Annotated in this window: 14 protein-coding genes; 9 read left to right on the top strand and 5 right to left on the bottom strand. The window is 40.0% G+C overall.

All coding sequences use genetic code 11. The features are described 5' to 3' along the window. Window positions 1-41 precede the first annotated feature (41 nt). Together SPD53_RS04575 and SPD53_RS04570 are read left to right on the top strand one after the other, a co-directional pair. Window positions 42-371, top strand: a complete 330-nt coding sequence (locus SPD53_RS04575) for a DUF378 domain-containing protein (protein WP_336251766.1) — start codon at window positions 42-44, stop codon at window positions 369-371. 132 nt (window positions 372-503) lie between these two features. Next, window positions 504-1484 carry a ring-cleaving dioxygenase gene (locus SPD53_RS04570; protein WP_336251765.1) on the top strand — a complete coding sequence of 327 codons (981 nt, stop codon included), beginning with the start codon at window positions 504-506 and terminating at the stop codon, window positions 1482-1484. Between the two features lie 378 nt (window positions 1485-1862). Here SPD53_RS04570 and SPD53_RS04565 read toward each other — a convergent pair whose 3' ends face one another. Continuing rightward, window positions 1863-2420, bottom strand: a complete 558-nt coding sequence (locus SPD53_RS04565; RefSeq protein ID WP_156856229.1) for an AAA family ATPase — start codon at window positions 2418-2420, stop codon at window positions 1863-1865. A 245-nt stretch (window positions 2421-2665) separates the two neighbouring features. Here SPD53_RS04565 and SPD53_RS04560 point away from each other — a divergent pair, with 245 nt between their 5' ends. From SPD53_RS04560 to SPD53_RS04550, 3 genes are all read left to right on the top strand, one after another. Continuing rightward, entirely contained in the window at window positions 2666-3931 is a 1266-nt protein-coding gene (locus SPD53_RS04560; RefSeq protein ID WP_336251784.1) for an APC family permease, read from the top strand. Between the two features lie 102 nt (window positions 3932-4033). After that, a complete protein-coding gene (locus SPD53_RS04555) occupies window positions 4034-4348 on the top strand; it encodes an Ada metal-binding domain-containing protein (RefSeq protein WP_336251764.1) in 315 nt (104 codons plus the stop codon). Next, window positions 4345-4611 carry a helix-turn-helix transcriptional regulator gene (locus SPD53_RS04550; RefSeq protein WP_336251763.1) on the top strand — a complete coding sequence of 89 codons (267 nt, stop codon included), beginning with the start codon at window positions 4345-4347 and terminating at the stop codon, window positions 4609-4611. The genes SPD53_RS04555 and SPD53_RS04550 overlap by 4 nt, the downstream gene beginning before the upstream one ends. 443 nt (window positions 4612-5054) lie before the next feature. Here the strand turns inward: SPD53_RS04550 and SPD53_RS04545 are convergent, their stop codons facing one another. Both SPD53_RS04545 and SPD53_RS04540 read right to left on the bottom strand, forming a co-directional pair. Continuing rightward, window positions 5055-5702, bottom strand: coding sequence for an SDR family oxidoreductase (locus tag SPD53_RS04545; protein WP_336251762.1), 648 nt, complete (start codon window positions 5700-5702; stop codon window positions 5055-5057). A 198-nt stretch (window positions 5703-5900) separates the two neighbouring features. After that, complete coding sequence (locus tag SPD53_RS04540; RefSeq protein ID WP_336251761.1) at window positions 5901-6962, bottom strand: NAD(P)/FAD-dependent oxidoreductase; 1062 nt, start codon at window positions 6960-6962, stop codon at window positions 5901-5903. 342 nt (window positions 6963-7304) lie between these two features. Between SPD53_RS04540 and SPD53_RS04535 the strand changes: the two genes are divergently transcribed. The 3 genes from SPD53_RS04535 (at window position 7305) to SPD53_RS04525 (ending at window position 10126) form a co-directional block, all read left to right on the top strand. Continuing rightward, on the top strand, window positions 7305-7784 hold the full coding sequence (locus tag SPD53_RS04535; RefSeq protein ID WP_442946162.1) for a PaaI family thioesterase: 480 nt from the start codon (window positions 7305-7307) through the stop codon (window positions 7782-7784). 36 nt (window positions 7785-7820) lie between these two features. Next, window positions 7821-8465: a LytTR family DNA-binding domain-containing protein gene (locus SPD53_RS04530; RefSeq protein WP_188855862.1), complete on the top strand. Its 645-nt coding sequence runs from the start codon at window positions 7821-7823 to the stop codon at window positions 8463-8465. 140 nt (window positions 8466-8605) lie between these two features. Further along, window positions 8606-10126, top strand: a complete 1521-nt coding sequence (locus SPD53_RS04525) for an acetyl-CoA hydrolase/transferase family protein (protein ID WP_336251760.1) — start codon at window positions 8606-8608, stop codon at window positions 10124-10126. A gap of 275 nt (window positions 10127-10401) precedes the next feature. Here the strand turns inward: SPD53_RS04525 and SPD53_RS04520 are convergent, their stop codons facing one another. Beyond that, window positions 10402-11019 carry an NUDIX hydrolase gene (locus SPD53_RS04520; protein ID WP_156856235.1) on the bottom strand — a complete coding sequence of 206 codons (618 nt, stop codon included), beginning with the start codon at window positions 11017-11019 and terminating at the stop codon, window positions 10402-10404. 167 nt (window positions 11020-11186) lie between these two features. Here SPD53_RS04520 and SPD53_RS04515 point away from each other — a divergent pair, with 167 nt between their 5' ends. Next, complete coding sequence (locus SPD53_RS04515) at window positions 11187-11870, top strand: phosphoribosylaminoimidazolesuccinocarboxamide synthase (protein ID WP_336251759.1); 684 nt, start codon at window positions 11187-11189, stop codon at window positions 11868-11870. Window positions 11871-12041: 171 nt separating this feature from the next. Here SPD53_RS04515 and SPD53_RS04510 read toward each other — a convergent pair whose 3' ends face one another. Beyond that, window positions 12042-12728 (bottom strand): universal stress protein, encoded by a 687-nt coding sequence (locus tag SPD53_RS04510; RefSeq protein ID WP_156854069.1) that lies wholly within the window; start codon window positions 12726-12728, stop codon window positions 12042-12044. Between the last annotated feature and the right edge of the window lie 243 nt (window positions 12729-12971).

The raw sequence follows: 12971 nt of genomic DNA, 5'->3' as shown, positions 1-12971 counted from the left end.
TTGTAAAGCTATGATTGTAACTATTTTAGGAGGTGTTGACAATGCATACGTTACGAAAAATTGCATTGGCACTTGTAATCATTGGAGCGATTAACTGGGGACTTATTGCTTTATTCCAATTTGACCTCGTTGCAAGCATCTTTGGCGGACAGGCCGCGGGTCTTTCTCGACTTGTGTATGGACTTGTCGGTTTAAGCGGATTAGTTTGTCTAAGCTTTTTCTTTGATCCAGAAACCGATACAGATATGGATCGCGGCGTCCAGGCAACGAACCAGGCGACATTCGGAACGGAATTTGCCGATGACTTTGACCCAGAGTATCGTAGAGAACGAGCAAACGAAAACCCACCACGAGACAGAGATGATCTGTAAATGTAAAATAACCCACTTCAAATAGAAGGGGTTATTTTATTGTTGACAAGAATGTTTACAGCTGTTATCATCTACATATAATGAATTAAAAATACTTTAATTAATATAAACTGAATTTGTGGAGGGTAATGCATGAATCATTTAAAAGGAATTCACCACGTAACCGCGATTACAAGTAGTGCCGAGAAGAACTATGAGTTTTTCACGTATGTGTTAGGAATGCGCCTTGTGAAGAAAACAGTGAACCAGGACGATATTCAAACGTATCATTTATTTTTCGCTGATGATGAAGGAAATGCTGGAACAGATATGACATTCTTTGATTTTCCAGGTATACCTAAAGGGGTGCATGGAACCGATGAGATTTATAAAACATCTTTCCGTGTGCCAAGTGATGCAACCCTGGATTACTGGGTAAAACGCTTTGACCGTCTTGAAGTGAAACATACTGGAATTAAAGAACAATTTGGTAAGAAGACGATCTCATTTGTTGATTTTGATGATCAGAACTACCAGCTTATTTCAGATGAAAATAATGAAGGAATTGCTTCCGGTATTCCATGGCAGAATGGCCCTATCCCGTTAGAGTATGCGATTACTGGCCTTGGACCAATTTTTATCCGCGTGAGCCAGTTCGATTATTTTAAAGAAATGCTGGAAAAGGTCTTGCTTTTTAAAGAGATTGCAGAAGAGGATGGCGCACACTTATTTGAGGTCGGCGAGGGTGGAAATGGTGCCCAAGTGATAGTGGAGAAAAACGTAGTAATGCCGCCGCACCGTCAAGGTTTCGGTACCGTTCACCATGCAGCTTTCCGAGTCGAGGACCGCTCTGTTCTTGATGAGTGGATAGACCGGATGGATAGCTTTGGTTTCCCAACGTCCGGGTTTGTTGATCGCTTCTTCTTTGGTTCCTTGTATGCACGGGTAGCTCCACAGATTCTCTTTGAATTTGCAACGGATGGTCCGGGATTCATGGGGGATGAGCCTTACGAAACACTGGGTGAGAAGCTATCCTTGCCACCGTTCTTAGAGCCGAAACGCGAACAGATAGAAAAGATGGTCCGTCCGATTGATACGGTGAGAAGTACAAAGAAAATTGAAAAGGAATATTAAGAATGAGACCGTGATAGACTGGATAATAAACAAGATTTATTCAATCTTTACCTATTCTTTTCCATTAAGTTGGGGTATTCTAATATTAGAAACTGAATAAATTAAAAATGACAGAAGATGTGCTGCTACCTTCTGTCTATCCAATAGCTAGGTTCCCTACAAGGGCGACTGGCAGCAAATAATCCACTCGAGCGACCAACTCAAGGGTGGATTATTTTTTGGTTAAAAGCTAAAAGTACATCACAACCCCGCATATTACTGTAATTAGAAGAATCCATTTTGAAAAAGATTAATCAAAATGGATTCTTCACTTTTAGATATAGCAAGACTTTTTATAATAAAGAGATTGATTATTTTAGGGCTCTCTTATTCATAAGGTTATAAATTAAATCTTTCTGATATAATCTTAGCTACTTCCATAGGACTCAAATTAGTGTTATCAATTCTTATGTAATTTTCCTTTTTAATTTCACCTTTTTTGGAATTCAATCTGTATTTTTTCATTGTCTCCTTTATTTCCTTTTCTGACCAATCAACATTTCTTTTTGTAGGCTTATGTTCCAGACGATGTGGACTTTTATTTCGTTCCACTCTTTCGTCAAGATTGGCTTCTAATTCTACAAAATAAATACTTGCCTCCTTGGATTCAAAAATTTCACATATATTATCTACATAATCCCAATCATCTTGTTGGTCAAATGCCCATACATAGGTGAATATTAAGCCTTTTTGTTTACTCTCAGCTACTGCCTTAAATATTTCCGTCCTAAATAGAGTTGATAATCTCCACATTTCTGGACTAAAACCGAAAAATGGTTCAAGTAATTCGATGGTCATATGGTTATGAAATAATTTCAATTCGGTTATCTTTTCTAATTCCTGCCCTACTGTCATTTTTCCAACAGCTTGAGGTCCAAATATAAGTACGAATTTCATTGATTTCCTCCTCTTCTTTTGAAACAAACCTGCCCCATTATTACAATATATTCGACGAAAAGAGCGTTAACCCTTCTTTGATTAACGCGCCCTATAGTTGAATAGCCATCCCAATGACTCTCAAGAAACTATATGCCAATGAAAATTATTACTACGAAATTAACAATAGGGAATTAGAACGCAAGAAAAGAGAAGAAATTAAATCCCTTGAAGTGTTAATGTTTTAATTGAAAGAGGGGATATTTATGGGAAAGCGTTCTATTGGTTTATATGAAGGTATAGCATTGTATATTGCTGCAATACTTGGATCGGGTGTTCTATTTATATCATCGGTTACAGCTTCTATTGCAGGCCCTGCATCCATATTGTCTTGGATAATTGTAATTTTTGCTAACCTTCCACTTGCCTATACATTTGCTTGTCTAGCACGTGAATACCCAGATGCTGGGGGTGCTGCAACTTTTGTAAGGAAATCATTTGGATTTCATTCCGGAAATATTGTAGGTTGGTTTTACTTCGTCACTGCTGCAGTTGGACAAACGATTGTATCTTTAACTGGGGCATTTTACATTAGTCAAGCATTTGGATTTTCTGACTTAGCAAGAACTTTAATTGCGTTCATCATTTTAGTAATTGCGGGTATAGCAAATTATAACGGAATTGAGGTTAGTGGTAAAGTTGCGTTAATCATAAGTGGTTGTTTACTTTTAATGCTTATAATTACCATCATTATTTCAATACCGAGCTTCAGGATGGAAAATTTTACACCCTTTGCTTCTAATGGATGGTACTCAATTGGAACAGCAATAACAGTAAGATTTTGGGCATTTTTTGGATGGGAAGCTATTTGTAATCTTGCTAATTACTTTAAAGATCCAAATAAAAATATTATTAATAGTACCATTATTAGCGTAATAATTATAGGGATGTTATTTTTAGCACTAAGTTTTGTAACAATCGGAACCGGGACATACGGAAGTATTGAGAGTAATCTTTCACCAATTGGCGTTATAATGGAGGAAACACTAGGAGTAGGTGCACAAATTGTGACCGCCATTTCGGCATTTTTCATATGTATAGGAACTTCAAATGCGTTTGTAGCAAGCCTAGCGCAACTCGGATACTCCTTGAGTAGAGATGGTGCGTTTCCAAAAAAATTATCACATATGCATCCAACTAAACAAGTCCCAAGACGTATGGTTGTTTTTGTAATTGGTTTTGCAGGTATCGGAGTTATTATTACAGAATACTTGACAATGACATTTAATGATATTTTATTTATTCCGACTTCGTTAGGAGTGTTAGTGTATATTTTTTCTATGGCTGCTGGTGTTAAACTTTTTAAAAATAAAACCTTACCCTGGTGGTCTTCTTTATTTTCACTAATCTTTTGTATCCTTGTATTACCGTTTTTTCAATTATACATCTTTGTCCCTATAATCATTACCGCTTTATATGTTATCTATATGGCATTTCAAAAAAGGTTTCTATCCTTGAAGAAAACAAGTTAGTCAATGAAAATTAAAGTTAACATAATGGTTTATTGGAGATATGTAAAGCCCACCTGGTGTATTAGCTAATAGAAAATTTATCAATTGGAGAGAATTTAATCCATGGAATCAAATAATCTATTTTCATTCGAAGTAAAGTGGAAAGCAATAGTTACATGCGACAAAAGATATGATGGTAAGTTTTTTTATGCCGTAAAGACAACTGGTATTTTTTGTCGACCATCTTGTAAATCCAAAACCCCTAACTATGAAAATATATGTTTTTTTAAAAATGCTATGGAAGCTCTACAACAAGGATTTCGACCATGTAAAAGATGTCGACCTGAGCTTTTTATTGACATTTATGACCCTCAACAAGAAGTAGTGGAGAAAACAAAATTTTATTTAGAAAAGAACTATGAAAAAAAGTCACCTTGAACCACCTTGCTGTCAAAATTGGCGTAAGCCCTTATCATTTAAGTCGAATATTCAAAGAAAATTTAGGTAGCACGCCACACAAATACCTTGAAAATATAAGAATTCATAAAGCCAAGAGTTTATTATTGAATACAGATCATAACATCATGGAAATATGCTTTCAGATAGGGTACAAGAATCTTTCTAGTTTCTACAAACACTTTAAAAAAATATGTGGCTGCTCACCTCACCAATTTAGAATTAACAATAAGAAGGTAAATTAAGAGACCATGTAGAAATTTATTATGAAGAAAAAATAAGAGTGCTAAAATAAAAGCTTTAGAATAAGCTAAGAGAAAAAACAAATTCACCAAATACTGGAGAGTTTGTTTTTTATTGCGTTAAACCACCCGTTTATTGAAGAATGATTGCACTTTTCTGTCATTGTTACAAATGAATACTATCGAAATTCAACTTTAACAACATCTGGTTCCTGCCCTTGCCTAACAAGGGTAACATTAGCTTCATAATCCTTTTTCCATTCAATAGATATATCATCAGGTAGATTAGTTTTTATCACGTATTAACGGTCTGTAATATCCCACTTTTAAACATGAGGGAAGCCCAACATGTGAAGGTGGGGATATACAGTCCGTAAATACCTGATTCTGTTCAACTAACATTCAGTGGGGAGGTAAGGAATTCTCCACTGAATGTTAGTTTCACTTTATAAGTTTTTAATCGCGTCTTCAATCGACTGTTTACCCGAAATGATATCAAAGGACGTGTTTTCGGTGTTTTTATTTTTTAAGCTCGCGATTACCGTTTTCGCAACATCTTCTCGCGCAATTGCACCATATTCCTTCAAGTCACCTGCTTGAATTTTTCCAGTGCCTGCTTCGTTCTCTAGCCTTCCCGGGCGAATAATCGTATGCTTCAATTTACTATCCAAGAGGAAGCGGTCAGCATAATGCTTCGCTGCCATATAATGTTTGATTGGACTTTCCGCCCAAGCTTCACGATTCTGTGCCTGGAATGCGCTGACCATAATGAAACGTTCAACACCAGCATTTTCAGCAGCTTCAACTGCTTTCACTGCGCCGTCGAGGTCAACGAGAATTGTTTTATCAGCTCCTGTATGACCGCCTGATCCTGCTGTGAAGATAACAGTGTCTGCTCCGTCTATTGCTTTCTCTAAATCAGCAACCGAACCTTCTAAGTTTGCCAGTACTGCATCTGTACCGTTTGCTGTCAACTCATCTAGCTGTTCTTCTTTACGTACCATTGCCGTTAAGGAAATATCAGCTTCATCTTTCGCGAGCTGGATTATATGTTTTCCTATTTGACCATTTGCTCCAATCAACAACACGTTCATGAATTCTTCCCCTTTCTAATTTTATTACTTTGTTTTATTTTTGCAAAATGATGAAAAGAATTCAAGCTATTGATTTGGAGTGTTAGAACAACCACAGGAATGCGGCGATCAAACTGACAGTAAGCTTGAAGATGAAACGTATGATCTCACTCCTCTAAAGTATGGTTTACCCTTAATATAGCGTGAGATTTATTAACATTAGTGACGTTTGTTCAACCATAATACGCCAGACTTTGCTAAGCGGGGAAGGAGCCCGGTCATTGGCATTGTCATCATATTACCGAAACCATCCGATTTCCCGAGGGATCCAAGTGTGCCTCTTAACTTGATTGGGCGTGGTTTTCTCGGAGTTTTGCCGCGTAATAGTGCGAGTAAGATTTCAGCAAGCTGTTCTCCTTGGGCCCCTGCAAGCTGGGCGCTTGGCGAAAGCTCGGACGCGGCACAGTCACCAAGGACGAAAATATTTTGTTGCTCTGGTACTTGATAATATTCATTAACGATGATCTTTTCATGCATGTCTTTTTTGAATGGCAGTTCACGGACAAGATAGACAGGTCTTACACCAGCGGTCCAAATAGTGACATCATTCAAGTAACAGACACCATTATTGCACACACCGTCTTTTTCTACATATTCAACATTGGAGTGATGAATGACATCGACATCATTGGCAATGAACCATCTTTCTACATGATTTTGGATTTTCTCATCAAATGCTTTCAAAACAGTCGGTCCCCGGTCGAGCAGGCGAATGTTCAAGTCCGGCCGGCTTTCGCGGATTTCAGAAGCTACTTCAATTCCGCTCAAACCAGCTCCTACAACAGTAACCTTACCGTAAGCATTCAAGTTACCGACCGCGACGCCTGTATGTCTTGCCTTAGAAAAGGTCTGAACACTTTCTGTATATTCGATGGCCCCTTTAACGCCGTGGTAATTGTCTTCGCAACCGAGTCCAATTACCAAGTAATCAAAGTGAAGTGTATCTTCTGGGTCTTCGAATATGATTTTGTTATTTTCTGTATCAATTTTTGTAACTTCTTTAAACATATACTGGACCCGCTTGTCCTCCGGGAATTCCACACGTACTTCTGAATCAGCGACCGTTCCGGCTGCAATCGTATAGAATTCAGTTTTTAAGGAACGAAATGGGTTCCGGTCAATCAATGTAATCTCTATATCGTCTGGAAGATAATTTTCTAGCAATCCGGAGAGCACTTTAATCCCGCCGTAACCCCCGCCTAGTATTACTAGCCTCTTCATGAAATAACCCCCTCAAGTTTGTTCGCATCACGATTTATCTCCCAATCTATCACTGTGTAACTCGCTGTAAGCCCTCCCGACTTCAAACGCTAGTTAACTCGTTAATACGAAAGGGGAGACCTAACAACCAGTAACGGACCGATTGGCTTAGATCATTCAGCAGGGGAGAAAAGCTCGCACCACTGAATGAAGTTCCACTTTATAGATTACCAAAGTTAAGTAAATTCCGCTACTAACGGCCTCAGTCGTTAAAACATGTGAAAGGGCAACCAAATAGATATATGATATACTAAAGGTAGTTTTTCAATGTGTGGAAGAGTAATTATACAAGGGGGAAAAGTGATGGTGCAGGAAAGAATTGCGATCCAAGATGAATATGCAGATGAGTTTGCTTGGTGTTATGGGTGTGGCAGATTAAATGAAGCGGGGCATCATTTCCGGACGTTTTGGCAAGGGGAGAAGACGAGGACAGAATATCAGCCGAAAGACGAACATAAGGCAATACCAGGTTTTGTCTATGGTGGTGTGCTTGCATCGCTTGTTGATTGTCATGGAACAGGGTCGGCAGCATTGGCCTTGCACCGGAAAAATGGTCACGAACCGGGGGACGGGGCAGAACCTCCAAGATTTGTGACAGCATCGCTCCATCTGGATTTTATGAAACCGACTCCACAAGGTGTACCTTTGACAGCGATTGGGACGGTAGAAGAAGTTCATCCGAAGAAGTGGAAAGTACATGCTGAGGTCTTTGCCGGTGAGGAATGTGTTGTTAAAGGGGAAGTTGTCGCAGTCGTCATGCCGAAAACTTTCCAGAATGCATAGTAAGTATAAAGCTTTAAACGAATGATGAGGTGGAACATGAAGATGTTGAATTTAGATTCCTTATTGGATGTCATGGGCGAACTTTTTTCTGATGAAGTATCCATCGCAGTCTCGGATACGAAGGAATATATTTATTATCGCAGGAGTAAACGAATCGATTTAAAAATTACGCCAGGAGATCCAATTAAGGAAGGAACGATCGCATATCAAGCTATTGCAACGAAGCAAAAATCCTCCGAGTTCATCGACCGTTCTGTATTCGGTGTGCCTTATCATGGAATGGCTGTACCTTATTTTGAAGGAAAAGAAGTGGCTGGTTGTGTCACGGCTATTTATCCAGCATTCACCGATGGGAAATCGGTCGTGACGGTGCGGACGGAAGATGGCTGGAAACCGATTCCTTTTCAGGAAGTGCAGTTTTTAGAAGCGAAAGATAGGAAAACCCACGTCATTGCTGAACATGATTATGGGACACATAAGAACACCCTTCAGGAATTTGAATATTTATTACCTCGGGATATATTTGTACGTTGTCATCGTTCTTTTATCGTGAATGTACACCATATTAAAGAGATTTTCCCTGACACGCATTCGACTTTATTATTATCGATGATCGGCGGAGAGAAGATTCCAGTAAGTCAATCCTATTCTAGTTATTTCCGAAAATTGTTAGGATTTTAATGCAAAAAATTCATGGTTTGTTCACAATTAGGCTTGTTTTAATCAAATAAATATGAAGTCTATCCTGGAAATCCAATTTCCCCCTAATTCTCTTGTAAAATTATTTGTAAGAGATCTTTTTAGAGAAGGGGGAAATTTTCATGCGGGAAAGATTAAAGCGCATACATCTTACGGAGCTTCATGATCGCGTTACTTCTGCGCAAGTTGCGGCATCATGGATTGAAGATGGAATGACACTAGGCTTGAGTGGTTTTACGCGGGCAGGCGATGCGAAAGCAGTACCGAGAGCATTAGTGGAGCGAGCGAAAGATGGCGAGGACATAAAAGTAAACGTATACACGGGCGCCTCCCTCGGCTCTGATATTGATAAGATGATGGCAGAAGCGGGCATTGTGAACAAACGAGTTCCTTTCCAGGCTGATCCAGCAATGCGTAAAGCAATTAACTCAGGGGATCTTTTGTTTGCCGACCAGCACTTGTCTCATACTGCTGAACTCTTGCGTTCGGGTGTAATTGAAGTAGATTACGCAATCATCGAAGGCGTATCGATAACGGAAGATGGATTACTGATCCCAAGTACATCCGTTGGGAACAACCTAGCTTTTGTTGAAGCGGCGGACCATTTGATAATTGAAATCAATACAGCTCAACCGGAAAGTCTTGAGGGAGTACACGACTTGTACAGTCCGGAAGTGCAAGGGAAAAGACAGCCGATTCCATTAACGAAAGTAGACGATCGTCTCGGAGATATCGGAATTCCATTAGATATAGATAAAATTAAAGGAATTGTCTTTACAGAGCAGTTGGACTCTCCATCGACTATTTTACCGCCGGATGAAGAAACGCAGCAAATTGCAGATCACTTGCTTGATTTCCTAAGGGAAGAAATCGAGGATGGGCGCTTAACGAAAAAACTTATGCCATTGCAGTCGGGTATTGGAACGGTAGCGAACGCAGTATTGCATGGGATGCTGGAGTCGGAATTTGAAAATCTTGAAGTCTATTCCGAAGTATTGCAGGACGCTGTATTTGACTTAATCGATGCGGGGAAAGTCGATTTTGCTTCTGCCTGCTCCATTACTTTATCGGAAGAAAAGATGGAAACTGTCTTCGGTGACTTTGAGAAATACCGGGATAAGCTTGTCATCCGCCCACAGGAAATTTCCAACCAGCCAGAGCTTATCCGTCGACTAGGTCTCCTATCGATTAATACAGCACTTGAGCTAGATATTTATGGAAACGTGAACTCGACACATGTTACCGGAACGAAAATGATGAACGGTATCGGTGGATCAGGAGATTTCGCTCGTAATGCAAGACTTGCAATTTTTGTTACGAAGTCAATTGCAAAAAATGGCGACATCTCTAGTGTTGTGCCATTCGTATCACACGTTGATCATACGGAACATGATGTAGATGTTATTGTAACGGAGCAAGGGTATGTTGACTTACGGGGACTCGCACCAAGAGAACGAGTTCCACTCATTATTGAAAACTGTGCCCATCCGATGTATCGGGAACAGCTTTGGGCATATTACCAGGAAGCACTTGGACGCGGAGGGCAGACACCGCATGTCCTTGAGAAAGCACTCTCCTGGCATACAAACTTTATGAAAAACGGAACAATGAGAGAACGTGTTGTAGAAAAAGTAGAGGGTTAGGTTTCAAACAAAAAGGGGTTAATTATATAAAAAGGCGGAAGCGCCCGGTTAGCAACGTACAAACTGGAGCACTCCGAAATGAGATAAAGGAAACACAACGAACGCAGTGAGTTGATGTTGACTTATCGATTGGAGGAGTGTGAAGTTTGATAGTTGCTGGGCGCTGGAGCCAGACGTCGTTAAAGAAAGGCATATATGCTTCGGGCAGGAAGCGTATATGCCTTTTACGTTGTTGCATTTAAGAATTAGGACAAATGCACTGACTCTAGTCTCGTTTATTTTCTAATGAGCTGAAGGAAGTGGGTGAGTATTCTTGCGGTTAGTCCCCAGATTACTTTGCCGTTGTATTGATAGAAGATTTCATTGATATGGTTGGCGCTCCATTTATAGTCTTTGCCACCGACAATACGGTCGAATGGGAAATTATCTTCTGGCGTCACGTGGACACGGACTTTATAAATTTCCGGTTCTGTTTCTAGGAAGAAATCGAGCGGGACGGTGAATACTTCTGCTACTTCAGCTTCGTTTGGAACGATTGTTTCCGGTTGAAGCAAGGTTCCTACAAAGGGATAAATGATGCGGCCGCTGTCATTAACGATATAATCAAGAGGGGTCAACCCTTCAATATTCTTAGCGCTAATCCCCAACTCTTCCGTTGTTTCCCGGATTGCTGCATGCTTCGGGCTTGGATCTTGCGGGTCAATCCTCCCACCAGGGAAACAGACATCTCCAGGCTGACTCCGCATATGCATCGCCCTTACTTCAAATAGGATATGGGTTTCATTCTGAATGGTTGTGAGGGGTAGAAGTACGGCAGATTGTCTATAATGTTGTTCGCCCATAACCCGGGGTGTTCTATTTTCTAATTTAGCAAGTATTTTAGATGCATCCATTACGTCACCTCCGTGCATGTTTCGCTTGATTACTATTATACATGAAAATATGGAAATATTCTTTTGTCTGCTTGTGCAAAAGTGTATATAAGCTCATGTTCTTTTTCAAGCGCAAATTTCTATGCTAAAATAATAGGCATAATACACCCATAGAACTGAGGGATAAAATGAAGCGACTATACGAAGGTAAGACGAAAGATGTCTATGAACTTGATAATGGTAATTATTTATTGAAATTTAAAGACGATGTGACAGGGGATGCTGGTGTTTTTGACCCGGGTGCGAATACGGTTGGGATGACAATGGAAGGCGCAGGTCAGGCTGGGCTGAAGCTTACCACATTATTTTTCGAAATACTTAAGGAGAGAAATATTCCAACTCATTTTATTGCTAGTGATTTAGATAGGACAACGATGACCGTTGTACCGGCAGATGCTTTCGGTGATGGTTTGGAAGTTATTTGCCGCTACCGGGCAGCTGGCAGTTTCCTCCGTCGCTATGGCAAATACGTGGAGGAAGGGCAAGAACTAGAGAAGTTTGTGGAGGTTACGCTGAAAGATGACGAGCGTAATGACCCACCAATCAGCAGGGACGCACTTAGCATGCTCGGTATTCTTTCCGGCGGGGATTATGTGACGTTAAAACAATTAACTATTGATATTTCCGATATTATTAAGGAAGAACTCGCTCGGAAAAATATTGAGCTCTACGATATTAAACTTGAATTCGGCCGTGATAAAGAAGGGAATATTATCTTAATCGACGAAATCTCCGGCGGCAACATGCGTGTCTACCGTGATGGCAAAGCAATCGACCCAATTGAACTCGCGAATATCATGACCATAGAATAAAAAAATACCCGGAACCTTGCATTGCTGCTCGTTCCGGGTATTTTTGTTTGTTGTATAGGAAACGTTTAAATTAAATGCTGTGCTAACTTAGGTATCCAGGGTTAGCCACGTCCGGCGCAAGCGCCCGCTAAACTTACTGTAAGGGCGCTTTCTCCTTTATTCTTGGTTACCCTAATGCTTCTCAACTTTCACATTCGGTTCATCTTTGATTTCCCCTATTGCTAGGTCGTCTGTTATATGGAGTTGGCGAGTTTTACCATGCTTTGTTACAAATTTAAAGATCCCATTGTTAAAGTCTGTGCCGATTTCTTTATAAAAGATTCCTTCATATAAGTTTTCTCTCGCCCTTGTGAAGGTAATCCGGTAATCGTCCCCGTCTTTGATTAAAAATGCACGAACGCCTTTTTCAAAATCCGTATCGGTATCGCTCTTTAGGGAACGGTCGACGGATACGATATGCACATCGACAAATGTTATTTCTTTCAAAATTGAATTGACGAAGGAACCTTTTGTAATTTCTTCCCAGCGGCTCTGTGGTGTCTGCCCGACAACAATTTGCGTGATGTTCCGGCTATGGGCGACTTCAGCTATTGCTTTTGCAACCGGGCGTTTTTCGTTATCGCGCAAGATGAATTCTTCGATACCAAGCTGATCGCATAACTCTTCCCAAGCCTCCACATAATTCGATCGTTCCGCATCGAAGTCGTCGTATGGCAGCGGGTCTACTGTCAGCACATATAATGGGCAATTCATAATTTGAGAAAGTTTATGTCCTCTCCGGATTAATCGCTCACCATTTGGCCCATAGTAAACACAGACTAAAATCCTTTCATCCATACGGCCTTTAATATTTTTCATGATGGCAAAATTCACCTCTTTATCCTAATTACTCTGCTGCTTAATTCACTTTGTTTGATGAAACTGTATCATTTTAACATGTATTCTAATGTTCGTGAAGACCTAATCGGAAAAATTTACTTCATGTTATAAGTATGTGGAAACGGGAAAAATAGTAATACACAAATTTATTTTTAGGCCCCGCCAGTCTTCTGAAGTGCAAGCAGTTTAATGTTCATGTATAATTAATACTTGTAATATCAA

This window comes from Oceanobacillus sp. MO10714A, assembly GCF_037072045.1.
GTDB classification, from domain to species: Bacteria; Bacillota; Bacilli; order Bacillales; family Amphibacillaceae; genus Oceanobacillus; species Oceanobacillus indicireducens.
Note: the sequence above shows the minus strand (reverse complement) of the source record. Positions and strands in the feature narration are given on the sequence as shown.

Excerpts from the sequence above, each read along its gene's own strand:
- SPD53_RS04515 (WP_336251759.1), top strand. The coding sequence starts at position 11,187 with ATGAAGCGACTATACGAAGGTAAGACGAAAGATGTCTATGAACTTGAT.
- SPD53_RS04570 (WP_336251765.1), top strand. The coding sequence starts at position 504 with ATGAATCATTTAAAAGGAATTCACCACGTAACCGCGATTACAAGTAGT.
- SPD53_RS04555 (WP_336251764.1), top strand. The coding sequence starts at position 4,034 with ATGGAATCAAATAATCTATTTTCATTCGAAGTAAAGTGGAAAGCAATA.
- SPD53_RS04540 (WP_336251761.1), bottom strand. The coding sequence starts at position 6,962 with ATGAAGAGGCTAGTAATACTAGGCGGGGGTTACGGCGGGATTAAAGTG.
- SPD53_RS04545 (WP_336251762.1), bottom strand. The coding sequence starts at position 5,702 with ATGAACGTGTTGTTGATTGGAGCAAATGGTCAAATAGGAAAACATATA.
- SPD53_RS04525 (WP_336251760.1), top strand. The coding sequence starts at position 8,606 with ATGCGGGAAAGATTAAAGCGCATACATCTTACGGAGCTTCATGATCGC.
- SPD53_RS04560 (WP_336251784.1), top strand. The coding sequence starts at position 2,666 with ATGGGAAAGCGTTCTATTGGTTTATATGAAGGTATAGCATTGTATATT.
- SPD53_RS04510 (WP_156854069.1), bottom strand. The coding sequence starts at position 12,728 with ATGAAAAATATTAAAGGCCGTATGGATGAAAGGATTTTAGTCTGTGTT.
- SPD53_RS04530 (WP_188855862.1), top strand. The coding sequence starts at position 7,821 with ATGAAGATGTTGAATTTAGATTCCTTATTGGATGTCATGGGCGAACTT.
- SPD53_RS04520 (WP_156856235.1), bottom strand. The coding sequence starts at position 11,019 with ATGGATGCATCTAAAATACTTGCTAAATTAGAAAATAGAACACCCCGG.
- SPD53_RS04535 (WP_442946162.1), top strand. The coding sequence starts at position 7,305 with ATGGTGCAGGAAAGAATTGCGATCCAAGATGAATATGCAGATGAGTTT.
- SPD53_RS04575 (WP_336251766.1), top strand. The coding sequence starts at position 42 with ATGCATACGTTACGAAAAATTGCATTGGCACTTGTAATCATTGGAGCG.
- SPD53_RS04565 (WP_156856229.1), bottom strand. The coding sequence starts at position 2,420 with ATGAAATTCGTACTTATATTTGGACCTCAAGCTGTTGGAAAAATGACA.